This window comes from Emergencia sp., from assembly GCF_048465375.1.
GTDB lineage: Bacteria > Bacillota > Clostridia > Peptostreptococcales > Anaerovoracaceae > Senimuribacter.
Genome location: NZ_DBFWLQ010000019.1, coordinates 21752 through 36219, shown reverse-complemented (window position 1 = coordinate 36219; position 14468 = coordinate 21752). Strand labels below are relative to the sequence as shown.

Annotated in this window: 15 protein-coding genes and 1 pseudogene; 5 read left to right on the top strand and 11 right to left on the bottom strand. The window is 44.4% G+C overall.

From position 1 onward, the window contains the following. Positions 1-328 precede the first annotated feature (328 nt). Positions 329-991: a GntR family transcriptional regulator gene (locus tag ACMQ5W_RS12875; RefSeq protein WP_148492821.1), complete on the top strand. Its 663-nt coding sequence runs from the start codon at positions 329-331 to the stop codon at positions 989-991. A gap of 18 nt (positions 992-1009) precedes the next feature. Next, entirely contained in the window at positions 1010-1474 is a 465-nt protein-coding gene (locus tag ACMQ5W_RS12870) for a leucine-rich repeat protein (protein ID WP_148492822.1), read from the top strand. 90 nt (positions 1475-1564) lie between these two features. Here the strand turns inward: ACMQ5W_RS12870 and ACMQ5W_RS12865 are convergent, their stop codons facing one another. From ACMQ5W_RS12865 to ACMQ5W_RS12850, 4 genes are all read right to left on the bottom strand, one after another. Then, positions 1565-1993 (bottom strand): GNAT family N-acetyltransferase, encoded by a 429-nt coding sequence (locus ACMQ5W_RS12865; protein ID WP_148492823.1) that lies wholly within the window; start codon positions 1991-1993, stop codon positions 1565-1567. Positions 1994-2055: 62 nt separating this feature from the next. Then, positions 2056-2586 (bottom strand): dihydrofolate reductase family protein, encoded by a 531-nt coding sequence (locus tag ACMQ5W_RS12860; RefSeq protein ID WP_419025513.1) that lies wholly within the window; start codon positions 2584-2586, stop codon positions 2056-2058. A gap of 61 nt (positions 2587-2647) precedes the next feature. Then, positions 2648-3817 carry an iron-containing alcohol dehydrogenase gene (locus ACMQ5W_RS12855; RefSeq protein ID WP_419025512.1) on the bottom strand — a complete coding sequence of 390 codons (1170 nt, stop codon included), beginning with the start codon at positions 3815-3817 and terminating at the stop codon, positions 2648-2650. Between the two features lie 68 nt (positions 3818-3885). Continuing rightward, the gene (locus ACMQ5W_RS12850) at positions 3886-5163 is read right to left on the bottom strand and encodes a cysteine desulfurase-like protein (RefSeq protein WP_148492826.1); all 1278 of its coding nucleotides are present in this window, start codon (positions 5161-5163) and stop codon (positions 3886-3888) included. A 219-nt stretch (positions 5164-5382) separates the two neighbouring features. Here ACMQ5W_RS12850 and ACMQ5W_RS12845 point away from each other — a divergent pair, with 219 nt between their 5' ends. After that, positions 5383-6594, top strand: coding sequence for a PucR family transcriptional regulator (locus ACMQ5W_RS12845; RefSeq protein ID WP_419025511.1), 1212 nt, complete (start codon positions 5383-5385; stop codon positions 6592-6594). A 25-nt stretch (positions 6595-6619) separates the two neighbouring features. Here ACMQ5W_RS12845 and ACMQ5W_RS12840 read toward each other — a convergent pair. The 5 genes and pseudogenes from ACMQ5W_RS12840 to ACMQ5W_RS12820 all read right to left on the bottom strand — a co-directional run. Further along, positions 6620-7168 (bottom strand): annotated as a pseudogene (locus ACMQ5W_RS12840) (M15 family metallopeptidase); the annotation flags it as partial. A gap of 274 nt (positions 7169-7442) precedes the next feature. Continuing rightward, on the bottom strand, positions 7443-8570 hold the full coding sequence (locus ACMQ5W_RS12835; protein WP_419025510.1) for a sensor histidine kinase: 1128 nt from the start codon (positions 8568-8570) through the stop codon (positions 7443-7445). Further along, a complete protein-coding gene (gene vanR, locus ACMQ5W_RS12830; protein ID WP_419025509.1) occupies positions 8560-9261 on the bottom strand; it encodes a VanR-ABDEGLN family response regulator transcription factor in 702 nt (233 codons plus the stop codon). Before vanR ends, ACMQ5W_RS12835 begins: the two co-directional genes overlap by 11 nt. Positions 9262-9357: 96 nt before the next feature. Then, a complete protein-coding gene (locus tag ACMQ5W_RS12825) occupies positions 9358-10110 on the bottom strand; it encodes an ABC transporter permease (protein ID WP_419025508.1) in 753 nt (250 codons plus the stop codon). After that, the gene (locus ACMQ5W_RS12820; RefSeq protein WP_419025507.1) at positions 10107-10880 is read right to left on the bottom strand and encodes an ABC transporter ATP-binding protein; all 774 of its coding nucleotides are present in this window, start codon (positions 10878-10880) and stop codon (positions 10107-10109) included. Before ACMQ5W_RS12820 ends, ACMQ5W_RS12825 begins: the two co-directional genes overlap by 4 nt. A gap of 166 nt (positions 10881-11046) precedes the next feature. Here ACMQ5W_RS12820 and ACMQ5W_RS12815 point away from each other — a divergent pair, with 166 nt between their 5' ends. Then, positions 11047-11490, top strand: a complete 444-nt coding sequence (locus tag ACMQ5W_RS12815; protein WP_419025506.1) for a LytTR family DNA-binding domain-containing protein — start codon at positions 11047-11049, stop codon at positions 11488-11490. A gap of 3 nt (positions 11491-11493) precedes the next feature. Continuing rightward, the gene (locus ACMQ5W_RS12810; protein WP_419025505.1) at positions 11494-11943 is read left to right on the top strand and encodes a DUF3021 domain-containing protein; all 450 of its coding nucleotides are present in this window, start codon (positions 11494-11496) and stop codon (positions 11941-11943) included. 125 nt (positions 11944-12068) lie between these two features. Here the strand turns inward: ACMQ5W_RS12810 and ACMQ5W_RS12805 are convergent, their stop codons facing one another. Together ACMQ5W_RS12805 and ACMQ5W_RS12800 are read right to left on the bottom strand one after the other, a co-directional pair. Further along, a complete protein-coding gene (locus ACMQ5W_RS12805; RefSeq protein ID WP_419025504.1) occupies positions 12069-12908 on the bottom strand; it encodes an Rpn family recombination-promoting nuclease/putative transposase in 840 nt (279 codons plus the stop codon). Between the two features lie 114 nt (positions 12909-13022). Beyond that, positions 13023-14453 carry a M20/M25/M40 family metallo-hydrolase gene (locus tag ACMQ5W_RS12800; protein ID WP_419025503.1) on the bottom strand — a complete coding sequence of 477 codons (1431 nt, stop codon included), beginning with the start codon at positions 14451-14453 and terminating at the stop codon, positions 13023-13025. Between the last annotated feature and the right edge of the window lie 15 nt (positions 14454-14468).

Genomic DNA, 14468 nt, shown 5'->3' with positions numbered 1-14468 from the left:
AGCGCTTCTATGTAATCATCGTGTTCCTTGAGGGCCAGTTCAAAATCTGGCTTTCCCGGATACAGTCCGCTTGTGATACCTTCTACCATTGCCTTGCACGGTCTTCTTACGATTACGTGGTTAAACTTTTTCATTTTGTTTCTCCTCTCAAAATCAAGTTGCTTTGTTTTATAGATATATTATATACAATATTTTAATATTTTGTCAAGGGTTTCTCGATCAAAATATAAAATATTTTATATACAATGTTTGGAAATAGGATTCACTATTTGCATAAAATATGTTATATTTATGTTATAAGCTATTAGAAAGTGAGTGAAAACGGAATATGAACAAGTTTAAAACACTAAAAGACCATGTCTATGATTACATCGCTGATCAGATTTTAGCAGGTAATCTCAGACCAGAAGAAAAAATAAATGAAAATGTCATCTGCGCAGAACTTTCCATCAGCAGAACCCCTGTCAGAGAGGCCCTGATTCAACTCGCTTCCGAAGGTATTTTAGACAATGTGCCCCGCAAGGGTTTTGTCGTAAAAAGCCTATCCGAAAAAGAAGCTTCGGAGCTATATGTAATCATCGGTGATCTCGATGGATTAGCCGCTCGATTAGCTTGTCCGAACTTGAGCGAAAAGGATTTCAAGGATATGCAATTCTATATCGACAGCATGGCACTTACCATTCAATCAAAGAATTACGAGATGTATTTAGTCCAGCAGAAAACTTTTCATCAAGTCTATATCGATAAATGCGGCAACAGCGCTTTAATTGAAGAATTAGCGAAAATGAAGAATAAATTTCTGAAAAAAAGTTATCTCGATGATCCCGAAGGCGTAATCAGCCGTACTTTAACCGCAACGAATGATGAGCATCGGGAAATACTGAAACTGTTCGAGGAGTACAAAGCTGAAGAAGTGGCAAAATTCCTGGCAGAAGTCCATTGGGCGTCAGAAAATGCACATTTTGACCTGATGAGCCTCAACGAAAAATAAGACATAGGAGTTTCTACTATGAAATTAGAATACGATATCAGAGATGATGCAACAGCAATCATCACGGGAATCCCCGAACCTGAAGCAGTTATCATCCTGCCCTCTGCCATTGAAGGCTGCCCTGTCACTGAAATCGGTACAGACGTCATTTCCCTGGGGAAAAAATCTATTGCCCGGGAAATCATCCTGCCTGACACCTTAAAGAAAATTGCCCAGAGAGCATTTAGCGATCTCCGTTATCTAAAAAAACTCTCTATCCCCGATGGGGTAAAGGAAATTGCCGACTTCGGCATCTTTACCTGTCCGGATTTAACAGAATTGTTCATTCCCGCCTCTGTGACAGATCTTGGCCAGTGTGCTTTCGGTTATATGTATGAACATGCCCGGGCTTATAAACTCAACTATTTCACTCTGCTGTGCAAAACAGATTCTGCAGCAGAAAACTTTGCAAAAGACAATGGAATCACCTATCGCAATATATGAAGAAAAGCGGCAGACCAGCTTCTCTGCGATCTGCCGTTTTTATGTACCCTTCAGACGGAATCATGTTTTTAAGCAGCGAATTCTTTTCAGCTATAGTTTTTTCTTATATCCCTTGTTATTCTTTTGAAAGCCAAAGGATTCATAGAACTGGCATGCATCACGCCTCTCGATTTCCGTGACCAAAATCATCTGTGTGCAGCCCCTATCTCTTGCCATTTTTTCTAGTTCTGACAGCAAAGCGCGGCCAATGCCTTTTCGTCGTCCGCCCTTCTCGACAATCATGTTCTCTATGACCAGAAATGGACGGCATTCTCCATACAATTCTTTACAGATGACGCCCATGACAGAACCGATCAGGATTCCCTCCTCCTCTGCACCAAGGAGGAGATGACTGTTTTCCCGCTGTATGATGTCAAACTGTTTTTCCATCTTTTGTACGTCAGACTGTTCATCCCAAAATTGTCGATACAAATCTGAGAGCCTTTTCATATCACTTCTTAGCAGTGTTCTGATTTTCATATACACGACACCTCTTTTTTGCTAGATACCCATAGAATATGCAAAGCTTCATCTTTTTGCCCTTATCTGGGTTCGTAAACCAAATCCACAATCCCATCATAACTACAGGTTGAAATTAATCTCAGCGCTCTCTGTACAGATCTGTTCTGAAAGAGCGGAATTCCCCTGCCCAGAATCATCGGTATGATCGAAATGCAGTACCGGTCAATCAAATCAAGTTCTAACAGTTGGTTGACGATATCTGCTCCGCCACAAATCCAGATATCTCCGCCTTCTGTCCCCTTTAAATCTGCTAAAAGTTCCCCTGGATTTCTTTTGGTAAAGACGATATGCTCAGTGTCTGGCAAGTCCTTATGAGTCAAAACATAACTCTTTTTCCCACTATAAATCCATTTTTCTGGAAACAACTCTGTGGCCACTTGATGATAAGTGGTATATCCTAAAATCACCGTGTCGATGCTTTCATAAAATGCCGGGTAGCTTCCCTTACTATCCGGTTCAGAGCCGTCTCCCTTCAGCCAGTCCACTCCTCCTGACTGCTCTGCAATGAATCCGTCCAAACTCATAGCGATATATAAAACAATTTTTCTCATAGTTCCTCCAATCAGCGTGCCGCTTCCTGCACGGTGATTGGATACCCCATCCCGGCGCAGTTTAATCCGACAATTCGAAATAGGCTTTATTTAACAAATACAGATAATCGTCTACTGTGATTTCTCGCGGGTTGTCGAGGGTGGAAATATTTCGGAAAGAAGCTTCGGCAAGTTCGGGAAAATCTACAGGGCTGATGCCTTCGACTTCCCTCATTTTTGGAATCTTTACATCTTCACACAACTTCTGTAAAGCGCCAACACAGCTGTAAGCCGCTTCTTCTTTTGTCAGATTCGATGTATCTACTGCCAGGTATTTTGCCATGTTCGCATACTTCTCAAGATTGCTCGGGATATTGAATTCCGTCACTACCGGCAGCATAATAGCGTTGGCCACGCCATGAGGCGTGTCATATCTGCCCCCAAGTGCCTCCGCAATACAGTGGACTGCCGCTACATCAGAATAACCAAAAGCGATGCCTGCCATGGTACTGCCCAGTGCCATGCCTGTGCAGTTATCTATATCTGGTGATTCTACCGCACTGCGAAGATTTTTTTGAATGATATCGATAGCATAGAGCGCATAAGCGTCTGTATGAGGACAGGCTGCCTTGCAGGTATAGGCTTCTACCGCATGGACCAATGCGTCGATACCGCAGGCTGCCATGGCTCTCGAAGGCAGTTTTAGCAGTGTCTGCGGATCTACTAATGCTACCTTTGGAGCGATTTTCAAATCGAGAATATTCAATTTTTCATGGGTTTTAGTGTCTGTGATGACTGCATCAAAAGTCACCTCAGATCCTGTTCCTGCCGTTGTCGGTATGGCGATGAGCGGCGGAATTTCTCGTTCCAGAAGGTTTAATCCCGCCCAAGTTCTGATGTCCTTGCCATTTGTCATCAGTGTTCCAATCGCTTTGGCCGTATCGATGGAACTGCCTCCTCCGATGGCGATCATACCATCTATTTCGTGCTCCCTGCCAAACTCAGCACCTTCCAGGCAGTGGAAGTCTCTTGGGTTTGGCACAATTTTATCGTAGATGACGAAATGAATATCTTCTTCCAGCAAAGCTGCCTCAACGGGCGCTGTCAGCCCTGCATGGATGATGCCCTGGTCAGCGATAATCATGGCCTTTGTCATGCCCAATTTTTTAGCTTCTCGTCCAGCTTCCTCGATGGTCCCGGGACCGAATACTACTTTTGTCGCTAGTTCAAAGGAATACGTGTTTAATGTCATATCATTACCTCCAATGAAGAAACGGAGCCCGGGTCTCAGGTGGAAACCCAGGCTCCTGCTGTTGATGACTATTTCGTCTTGATAAAATCTTTCACCGCATCCACAACTCTCTCCACATCGGACAGGAGGTTATATGGAGCAAAACCGACTCTGAGGAATCCGCCCGCTGGCGCAAGACCCAGCACATTATTGATAGTCGCTATGGCGTAGAAGTCGCCGTCCCAGACAAACAATCCTCTTTCTGCAAAGAACTTTGCAATTTCATTGGCGTTGACGCCTTCTAGTGTGAAAGAAACCGTAGACGTTCTCGGGGACTCTGCGCCAGGTCCATAAATTTTAAGGCCGTCAATTTTGCCCAGTTCCTCTCTCAGTTTATTAGCAAGGCTCTCTTCATAGATTTCGAAAGCCCGCAGACCCGCTACGATATCTCTTCTCAGTCCCGATAAGCCTTCCAGCTCCTCTTCCAGTTGTCCTGCATGAAGTCTGCCGCAGTCGGCAATAAATTCCACTGCTTCTGCCGCACCGTTGACCAGTTCCATAGCAAGGGTCCCCGTTTCCATCTTCAGCGGCATTTCGGTATTGTCGCCAGCCATGACCCGAGTGGAAACCAGTTTATCGCCCAAAGCCCTGCGCACATATACTACGCCCAGGTGTGGTCCAAAGAATTTGTAGGCGGAACAAACCAGGATATCCGTATCAATTTCTTTGACGTCAATCACCTTATGCGGCGCATAGTGAACCGCATCTACGACAGTGATAGCTCCGTATTTATGCGCCTCTGCGATGAACTTCTTCACATCGCTTACCGTTCCGCAGGAGTTTGCCGCCCAGTTGATGGCAAGGATTTTTGTCTTGTCAGAAAGCTTCTCTTTGAAGTCTTCGAAGTTCAGAGTAATCGTCTGCGGATCGATGTCCACGCATTTCACGACGATGCCAAAATCCTCTAACACCCTCCATGGTGACCTGTTTCCCTCGTGGTCGATATTGGTGATCAAAACCTCATCTCCCGGCTTCAGCGCCCTGGCAAAGGCATAGGATAGCTTGAAGTTGATAGAAGAAGTATTTTCTCCAAATGCAACTTCCTCCGGGTCGCAGTTGAAAAATTCTGCAAAGATGCCTCTTGCATCGAGGACCGATTGGTCGCTCTCCTGAGATGTTTTAAACGCACCCATCTCGTTGGCATTTCGATAAAACATATACTCATTGACTTTTTCTGCTACCCGCTTTGGAACCTGTGTTCCTCCAGGACCATCGAGAAAAGCTGCCGGTAACCCGTTCACCGTTATGCTCAGTGCTGGAAACTGTTCTCTTATGTAATCTACATCGAATTTAAAATTTGCTGCCATTCTATTTCTCCTTTCTTGAAAACCATTACCCAAACCTTCAGCCGACAAAGGTATATATTAACTATATCAATTTCTGCAGAGAGTTCAATTGTACAAAAGCAAATTCCCCTTTTTCACTTTTGTACAAAATCCAATTATTTTTTGAATTTTCAATGACTTTCCAGCCGTGCTGATTTATAATGATTTATAACATCATATAACGATCGGAGGTTACAAGATATGGCAATTGTTTCGACGCTTCTCTCCCATCCTTTATTCAAAGATTTTCGTATCGCAGCTGGTGCGGGCGGTCTGCACAACGACGTCCACAGTACCGGCTATTTCGAGTGGGAAGAAGACCTCGACATCGTAAAAAATTTTCGCCGGGGAGAATTCGTCGTCACGACCCTTTATGCGGCAAAGGACGATGTGGAATTTGCAAAGAAGTGCCTCAAGCTCTTGATCAACAACCAGGTGGCAGCCATCGCCATCAAAGATCTTTACTACGAAGATCTGCCTGATGAAGTGAAGAGTTATGCTGACCAGCATCATGTACCGATTCTATTTTTTTCTGATTTATACGTCGATGATATCATCGTAGCCATTCGCAATGAATTATCGGATAATCTGCATACCACATTGAGCAATTCAATTTTCCATACTTTGATCTTTGACCGAAGCCAAAATGCTCTAGAAAAAGAAGTGCTGCTGAGAAAAATAAATGCTTTCTTTTACGCTGATACCGTCTTTGCCGCTTATATATCAAAAAAAACTGACACGACCGTCATTTCTCCTGCGGCCATGTCAGATTACAACAAAATTATGGAAGAACTGCGAGACGCCATCCCTCTTCAGCTGCAGGGAACTGCCTTTGTTCATTCCTTTGCAGCCTATAAGCGCGGGATGTTTCTAATCAGCACTTGCAATACGTCAAACCCGGCAGTTGCAGAGGCTTTTCAAGAGACATTGGAAGGTGATTTTTTTTCACAGGAACTGTTCAAAAACTACCAAGTCGGCCTGGGCAGTCCCATTCACGGGTTTACCGATATTTCCAATCTGCTATTGGAAGCCATCTTTGCCAATACCAGCTGCACCATAGATGAAAAGAGCTGTTGCAGATTCTCAAATATCGGTTCTGATGCTCTTTTCTTTGCCAATTGCTTTACGCCGTATTATGTCAAATACTACGAGGATATTCTGAATGCGTTATCGTCCACCGAAAGCAGTTCCTCAGCATTGATTGATACCCTGCTCAATTTTGTACATAATAGCGGAAATATCGAGATGACGGCAAAGGCCATGTTTCAGCACAAAAACACCATTCGCTACCGCATGAACAAAATCAGCACGCTGCTTTCCATCGACAACGATATCGAACTATACAGCAACATGTATATTTTCTCCCGCCTGTACCACAGCCGAAAATATCTGGATGTGTTTTTTGAAGTTTAGGTATCCGTGCAAAATTTCCTGCCATCTATTCCAGGTACTCCTCCAGGCAGAGTCCGCTCTCATACATCTCTGTTGCTGCCTCTACGCCTACATATCGGTAGTGCCACACTTCCTCGGCGATTCCTGTGATATTCTGCTTATCTGCAGGACAGCGGAAAATAAAACCGTATTTATAGCTGTTTTCCTGCAGCCATGGATAAATATCATAAGTGTCGCCGTTGATGTCTACAGCAAGGCCCAATTCATGTTCACTGGTTCCGGGAATGGCGACCCACTGTTTTGCCAATTCCCGCGCTTCACTTTCAGAGAATCCCTCTTGACGGAATTCGGCAATTTTTTCATCCATAAAGCGCTGTTGCACGGCTCTCGTCCTATAGCCAGACACTACGATCGGAGCCAGGCCTTCTGCTTCAGCCGCTTCCAGCATCTCCATCAGCGAATCATAGATTCGCTGGTCTACCAGTTCGCCCCCTTCTACCTCTGCAAGTTCCAAATCATAGTTTTCCGGCAAAGGATTCCACCTGTTAACCAGCGTTAAATACCACGGTCCAGCGTCAGTCTGCTTGTGATTTTTTGACGTTTCTGCCGGTAGCGGCTGTTCCTCAATGCCCGCTATCCCACATCCTGTAGTCAAGATGAGTCCGAGGCATAGGCTCGCTAAAAACAACCTGACTGTCTTTTTATATCGTTTCTCTTTTCTCTGCATATTTTGTTTCATAATAAAACCCCTTTCTCTGTGTACAAGATTAACACTCCTGTCAAAGACATTGTACTAGACAGGAGTGCTATGAGTTTTAAGATGAAGTTGTTTCTTTCCTAAGAAAATCTTAAGATCCATTGAGATTATCTTAATTTGCTGCAGGCAGGCAGACCGAAAATGTGTTCAGACCATTCTTACTGGCAGCACAGATTGTGCCGCCATGCAGAGCAACGATTTCCTTTGCAATTGCCAATCCGAGACCCGTACCGCCTGTGCCCGACATGCGGGATGCATCCAAACGATAAAACTTATCAAAGAGTAAAGCCAGTTTTTCATCGGGTATGGCATCCCCTCTATTCTGAAAAGAAATCCTCACTTGATTCTCGTTTTTTTCTGCCGAAATGATGATTTCCGTATCAACATAGCTGTAAGAAGCCGCATTTTTCAAAATATTGCCGAACACCCGCACCAGTTTATCTGCATCTGCGTAAACGGTCAGGTTCTCGTCTACGTTTAACACGACAGAGTTGCCGCGACCAGAAAGCACCGGCAATAATTCATCAGAAAGCTGCAGCAACATATAATAAAGGTCGAGGGAATCTTTATAAAGATTAATCTGCTGCAGATTGTAGCGAGTAATTTCAAAAAACTCTTCAACTAGTTTCTGCAAGCGATATGCCTTATCCAGCGTAATCTGCAAATATTCTTCTCGCTGGTCTGCCGGCATGTCTGCTTCCTCCTCTAAAAGATTCAGGTAGCCGATGACAGACGTAAGCGGCGTGCGGATATCGTGAGCGAGATACATCACTAAGTCATCTTTTCGCTGTTCTGCCAGCCGAGCTTCAGCGTTGCGCTGCGCCAAGGTCTGCTTCACGGTGTTTAGTTTTTTCTCAAAGGGCATCATCTCAGGTGATAAGTGAATTTCATTTTCATCTTCCGCCAGTAGAGAATCAATGCCCTGGTCGATTTCTTTAAAATATCGGGTCATCCAACGGAATAGCTGCCAAAGCAGAAAAACAAAGACGACGATCATGACGACAGAAAAGAAGACCTCTTTATACTCTCGAAAATAAAAGTAATAGATGAGAAGTGCCTCTTCTTCTTCGATCCTCATAAATAATTTCAATAGTCCAACGATCCAATTCCCCACTCGCTGCTGTAAAATAAACAGATAAAACACGATCACCACCAGGAATGCCGCCAGCGCGATTGCACAGAAACGCTGCATGAGTTTATGCTGAAAGACCCCATAGTCCGCTTTTTTATCAACTTTCAATTTTATATCCCAGCCCCCAGATTGTTTTAATATATTTTGGCTTATCTACAGAATCACCTAATTTTTCCCTCAGATGACGAACATGAACGGTGATCGTGTTATTCGCCTTGCTGTAGTATTCGTCCTGCCAAATCTGATGAAATAAATCCTCTGCGCTGACCACACTCCCCTTATTCTCTAAAAGAATGCGTAACAGAGAAAACTCGGTAGGAGTCAACGGAATGACTTCTTCATTCAGAGTGCATTCATGGGTCTTTCTATTAAGAATCAAGTCAGAATGAATCATCCTATCACCAGAATCGTCTATTTCTTGTAAAGGATTGTATTTTTTATAGCGGCGCAGCTGTGATTTTACTCTCGCCACCACCTCCAAAGGCCGGAACGGTTTTGTCACATAGTCGTCGGCTCCCAGCGTAAGGCCTGTAATTTTATCCATTTCCCCGTCTTTCGCTGTCAGCATGATGACAGGATAGGTGTATTTATCCCTGATCTTCTGGCACAATGTAAGGCCATCTATATCCGGCAGCATAAGATCCAAGATGGCTAAATCCATTACATTCGTATGGATGCAGGCAAGGGCTTCTCTGGCAGTATAAAATTTATAAACCTCATAGTTTTCATTTTTTAGATAGACTTCCATTAAGTCCGCAATTTCAGGTTCGTCATCGACAATCAGTATTTTATCAGACACCAGCAATTCTCCTTTTCATTCAGCTGCTATCATTATATCAGTTCCCGCCCCATGGTTTATCTCTTTTTCCATATAAAATTCTTAAGATTTTCCTACTTACATCCAGCTTTTCTTCTTATATAACAGTGCGCCAGTCATCATGCAGAAAACCATCACCACTGCTAAGATCATGACACTGTCTCGATATTCTTGAAGCGGCGCATCCCGAAAGGTTCCCTGCAAAATGTTTACCACATGGGTCAAGGGCAAAAACTTTGAAATTTGAACGATGCTTTCCGGAAAGAGTTCTTTTGGCAGGGTCGCTCCAGATAAAAATATCATCACAAAATAGGAAATATAGCACAACAGGTTATTGATCTTTGTTGTCGGTGAAACGGCTGTGAAGAAAAAACCCAGGGCAAATATGGCCGCAATAGATAATAACACTGCCATGGCGATTGGAAACCAACTGCCTTCCATCCGGATATCATACACCAGTTTCCCCACAATAAAGAGTAGAGAGAAACCGATAATCGTCATGAAAAAGTTTACCATTGCCTGCACCGCCATCATTTTTCCTTTTCCTATGGGCGTCGCATCAAAACGTTTGTAAATTCTTTTTTCTTTATAGGATGCGATCGTTAATGGAAATGCCATCAAACCTGTAACACCGATTATCATGGCCGCATACGCAGGGACGGACACGTCCATGGTTCCCTGTCCATTAAAATATGGGTTCGGTTCGTTTCCATAAATGCTCCCGTAAAGCAGCAGCAATAAAACAGGAAAAGCAAAAGTAAAAAAGAAACTGAAAAAGTCTCTCATAAAAAGTATCGTTTCTATGCGAAAGATGGTCATTGCTTTCTTCATAATATTCCCTCCCATTCCAGAGCTTTCGATTTCGGTGAAATCAAAAGATATACTTCTTCCAGCGAAAGTGATTCCTTCCATTCCGTAGTCGGTGCCTTGCTTCTGACAAACTGTCTGAATTGTTCTTGGGAACCGACAAAACGAGAGCAGCCCTTTTCAAGATAAACAAGTCGGTCTGCAAGATATTCTACTTCATCCATATAATGGGACACCATGAGAATTGTCGTGCCTCTTCGACGAATCTCTTTCAGACTTTCCCACATCCCTCGTCTGACTTCAGGATCTAATCCTGTGGTCAGTTCGTCGAGGATCAGTATCTTCGGGCGTGGAAGCAAAGCCAGTAAAATGGATAGCCTTTGTTTTTCTCCGCCAGACAATTTTTTCACCATCCGACTGGCTTTTTCAGATAATCCCAGCTGCGCCAGCAGTACCTGCCAGTCGACTGGATTTTCGTAAAAAGCGGAAAACAGCCTGCACAATTCTCTTACTCGAATGTTGTCAGGATACTCCGTTTCCTGCAGCTGAATGCCGATTTTCTCATAAATCTGGCGGCGGTTTCTATGAGGATCACGACCAAATAATTCTATTTTGCCGCCAGTCGGTTTGCGCAGTCCCTCCAAACACTCTACCGTTGAAGTCTTGCCGGAGCCGTTGGGTCCGATCAGCGCTAAAATTTCCCCTTCATAGAGTTCAAAAGAAACGTCACTAACTGCACGCACCGATCCATAGCTTAATTTTAATTGTTCAATTTGAGCAAGTTTTTCTCTCATCTGACTCTCTCCCTTCTTTTTTTCATCATACACATTGCAGTGATACGCTGCAATGGCTTCAGATCATCACGCCTCTTTGTCTGTGTAAGTTGCTGAAATAAGAGGATGAAATGCACGAAAAGAACACAGATATGTGGTACAATAACTACATGGAAGGAGGCTGCTTATGAGAGTGGAACTGCAAATAGACGTACACTGTGAGGAACCCTTTGCAGTATTACATATAGCTAAATTAACTCCGTCGATACAAGAGGCTATTAAAATATTAGAAAAAGAAGGCATGCAAAATATCATCACTGCCCAGTCAGCAGGAAAAGTTTTTCTGATTGACCCGGAGACCATTGAAGTGATTCGCACTGAAGGACGTGAATTAGTATTATATAGCAAGTCAAAAGAGCGTTATCTCCTCGCTAAACCGTTATACGAATTGGAAAGACTCCTGGGCAGTGATTTTATCCGCATTTCGAAGTCGGCCATCATCAACTTTCGCCGCATTCATCACGCAGAAGCTTCTTTTAATGGCACCATGGAAGTCGTCATGAAAAACGGCATCGAAGAAGTCATCACCCGGAGTTACCGGAAACAGTTTAAAGAACGATTGGGGGTCTAGCATATGTTGAAGAGAATATTGAAGTATCTTTTTTATGGCGTCTCCTGGGGCTGGAATTTTTTTATCATCATAAATATCATCGGCGTTATGACTTTCGGAGACTCGTTTCTAAAACCTACTATGGAGAATTTTGTTCATCAGGCCTTAGGCGCTGCTCTAGTCGGCATCTGCTGTGGTACTACAGCAATCGTCTATACTTTCGAAAAAATGCAATTCTGGCAGCAGATCGGCATTCACTTTTTTGTCGGCCTGACAGGTTACTTCACTGTGGCCTACAAGTTCGGGTGGATGCCTGTCACCGATGAGTTTCACATTGCCACTTACATACTGCTGGGGATATTGATTTTTGCTGCAATCTGGTCTTGCTTCTATTTTTACAACAGACACGAAGTGAAAAAGGTCAATCGGCGGCTGGGGGAATTAGAAAGTGAAAAAGAGGAATCGGTAGATTGATCCATTTACCCTTTATGATGCACCCTCTATTAGTTCTGAAATCGCATAAGGATATTAAAAATCACCAGCTAACTCTTTTCACTGGTGATTTTAATGTAAGGCTCGCCGCTAAATGCGGAAAATCTTTATAGTTTTTCAATTTCTTCTGGTGTAAGGCCTGTAACCCTGGAAATTAAGTCAGCTTCAAGCCCCTCACTTTTCATCTTCAGGGCGTTTTCCAAGTTCTTCTTCGCCTCACCTTCTTCAATTCCCTTCGCGATTCCCTCCGTCTTGCCCTCTGCATATGCCTGTTCCTGGTCGATCCTCATCTTCTCTTCCAATGTCATCAGCTTCCGCCTCCAATACGATGTATTATAGTTCTCCACCTGGCTGTGCAGGGCTTTTATGAACCGGTCATCCTCCGGCACATCCATATCGTTGATATAGTCAAAGAAAGCCTTCAGTTCTGGTGGGGTACTCTCTTTACTACAGGTTGTGTTTACTATTATTTTATAGGAGTTATCGCCGTATGGCAAGCTGTTTCTCATATCATAGTTTTCAAAGCTATATATTGCCTGGTCCAGACCATAAAAGTCAAAGGTGCAGATGAAGATAACATAGCTGGGTTTCAATTGGTTGTACCGCTCACCCTTTTTTATCTGGTCCATGTCCATGGAACAGCCATAATAACGGCCGCGCATGGGAAGATGTTCGTCAAAGGTGGTCTGGAGTTCCAAGTTATACCATTGGTCATCCCCGATAAATAACACGTCCAGGCGAACGCTTTTTTCGATGATGCCGTTGATCAGGCTCTTCTGACTTTCCACATATGTATCGCTGAATTTAAGCTCCGCAATCTTTCGTTCAGGAAAGATGCGTTGGATAAGCTCTTTACAGAGGTCAGTATCCTGCATGACCAAACTGAACACTAGGTCGTTGGTCAAGGGGAATTGGATGTTCTCATTGTTGGGATTGTGTTTATTCATAGATCCTCCATTCTTATTACGAGTGTATGAATTCCAGCACATGATTTTACATTAATTTCCACAACAATGATACATCAATTCTCCTTATATGTCAATATTTTACAGATACATCTATTACGCCTCTTCTTCCAGGATCCTGCAGAGGTTCCATATCACCGCCGCTACGGACATCTCATTTTCCATCAGTCCCTTTACTGTAAAATACTCGTTAGGTGCATGAATCTGACCACTGATTCCCAGACTGTAATCCACAAGTGGCAGTGAAACTGGCGGATCTGTAAATAAGTAGGCGGGGCCGCTGCCAGGGAAAATCGGCCAAACGGTGTTTTCCGGATAGCCGCTCTGTTCCATGGCCGAGATACAGGCTTTGGCGATGGCGCTGCCTGCATCCACCTTGGAATAAGGCGTTCCCTGTCTGGTGATCAGCTCGATGTCAGAAAACCCATGATCGTCCAGGTGTTTCCTAATCTTTGCCAACGTCTCTTCCGGTCTCATATTGGGAACCAGGCGTACGTCGACCTTGCACGTTGCATGATAGGGTACGATGGTCTTTGTGGCAGGTCCTGTATAGCCGCCCCAGATGCCGTCGATGTTCAGTGTCGGCTCCCAGAGCAGTGCGTGCAGCGCCTCTCTGCCTTTTTTGTCATGGAGGAAGCGACTGGTATATAACCGCTTGTTGAGATACATATCCTCATCAAAGACCTCTGCCATGCGTTCCGTATAGAACTGGTCCATTTCATTTAACGGCGCCACATCGTCATAGAAACCCTCGATCAAAATGTGATCGTTTTCATCGCGCATGGTATCCAGCGCATTTACCAGTCTCCAGATCGGGTTGGACACCCAGGCGGCGTTGCTGCCGTGGATATCCAGCTTCTGCGGTCCTCCCCACTCTCCGCCCCGCACTTCCATCTCAAAGTAGAGAATACCTTTGTTACCCAAGGTTGTGAAGGGTTTTCCGTTTTCGTCCTGTCTGGCGGATAAGAGGTACACGCCCAGGCACTTTGACAGTTCATCTGCATGTTTTTTGGTAAACGGCGCCAGACTTTCGCTGCCCATCTCCTCCTCCCCTTCAATGACAAACCACAAGTTGAGAGGAAAATAACCCAGAGTCTCCTTGATCACCTTTACCGTATTGAAGAAGCAGACCAGCGGTCCCTTGGAGTTGGCGATTCCGCGGGCGACAACACATTCTCCGTAAGGCTCTACATCGATGACAGCGCCTTCATATGGAGGCACTTTCCACTCTTCAAGCGGCTCCGGCGGCTGCACATCATACATGCCGTAGATTACCAGCGTCGGCGCATCCTCTACTTCTGATCTCAGCCTGGCACTGACGACCGGACTGTAGACATAGTGCTCCAAATGGCCTTCCTCACAGCCCAAATCCATCAGCATGTCTAAGACCATCTGTGCACATTCCTCAATTCCCTCCCCCGTGCCAGCGATGCTCGGCTGTCTGACCAAGGACAATACTTTTGGGAGATGTTCCTCTTCAAAACACTTTTCAATTTCTTCGTAAATTCTCGGAAGCCAGTTTTCCATCTATTTCACCATCCC

Coding starts and splice junctions, on each gene's coding strand:
- ACMQ5W_RS12875 (WP_148492821.1), top strand. CDS start 329: ATGAACAAGTTTAAAACACTAAAAGACCATGTCTATGATTACATCGCT.
- ACMQ5W_RS12870 (WP_148492822.1), top strand. CDS start 1,010: ATGAAATTAGAATACGATATCAGAGATGATGCAACAGCAATCATCACG.
- ACMQ5W_RS12865 (WP_148492823.1), bottom strand. CDS start 1,993: ATGAAAATCAGAACACTGCTAAGAAGTGATATGAAAAGGCTCTCAGAT.
- ACMQ5W_RS12860 (WP_419025513.1), bottom strand. CDS start 2,586: ATGAGAAAAATTGTTTTATATATCGCTATGAGTTTGGACGGATTCATT.
- ACMQ5W_RS12855 (WP_419025512.1), bottom strand. CDS start 3,817: ATGACATTAAACACGTATTCCTTTGAACTAGCGACAAAAGTAGTATTC.
- ACMQ5W_RS12850 (WP_148492826.1), bottom strand. CDS start 5,163: ATGGCAGCAAATTTTAAATTCGATGTAGATTACATAAGAGAACAGTTT.
- ACMQ5W_RS12845 (WP_419025511.1), top strand. CDS start 5,383: ATGGCAATTGTTTCGACGCTTCTCTCCCATCCTTTATTCAAAGATTTT.
- ACMQ5W_RS12825 (WP_419025508.1), bottom strand. CDS start 10,110: ATGAAGAAAGCAATGACCATCTTTCGCATAGAAACGATACTTTTTATG.
- ACMQ5W_RS12820 (WP_419025507.1), bottom strand. CDS start 10,880: ATGAGAGAAAAACTTGCTCAAATTGAACAATTAAAATTAAGCTATGGA.
- ACMQ5W_RS12815 (WP_419025506.1), top strand. CDS start 11,047: ATGAGAGTGGAACTGCAAATAGACGTACACTGTGAGGAACCCTTTGCA.
- ACMQ5W_RS12810 (WP_419025505.1), top strand. CDS start 11,494: ATGTTGAAGAGAATATTGAAGTATCTTTTTTATGGCGTCTCCTGGGGC.
- ACMQ5W_RS12805 (WP_419025504.1), bottom strand. CDS start 12,908: ATGAATAAACACAATCCCAACAATGAGAACATCCAATTCCCCTTGACC.
- ACMQ5W_RS12800 (WP_419025503.1), bottom strand. CDS start 14,453: ATGGAAAACTGGCTTCCGAGAATTTACGAAGAAATTGAAAAGTGTTTT.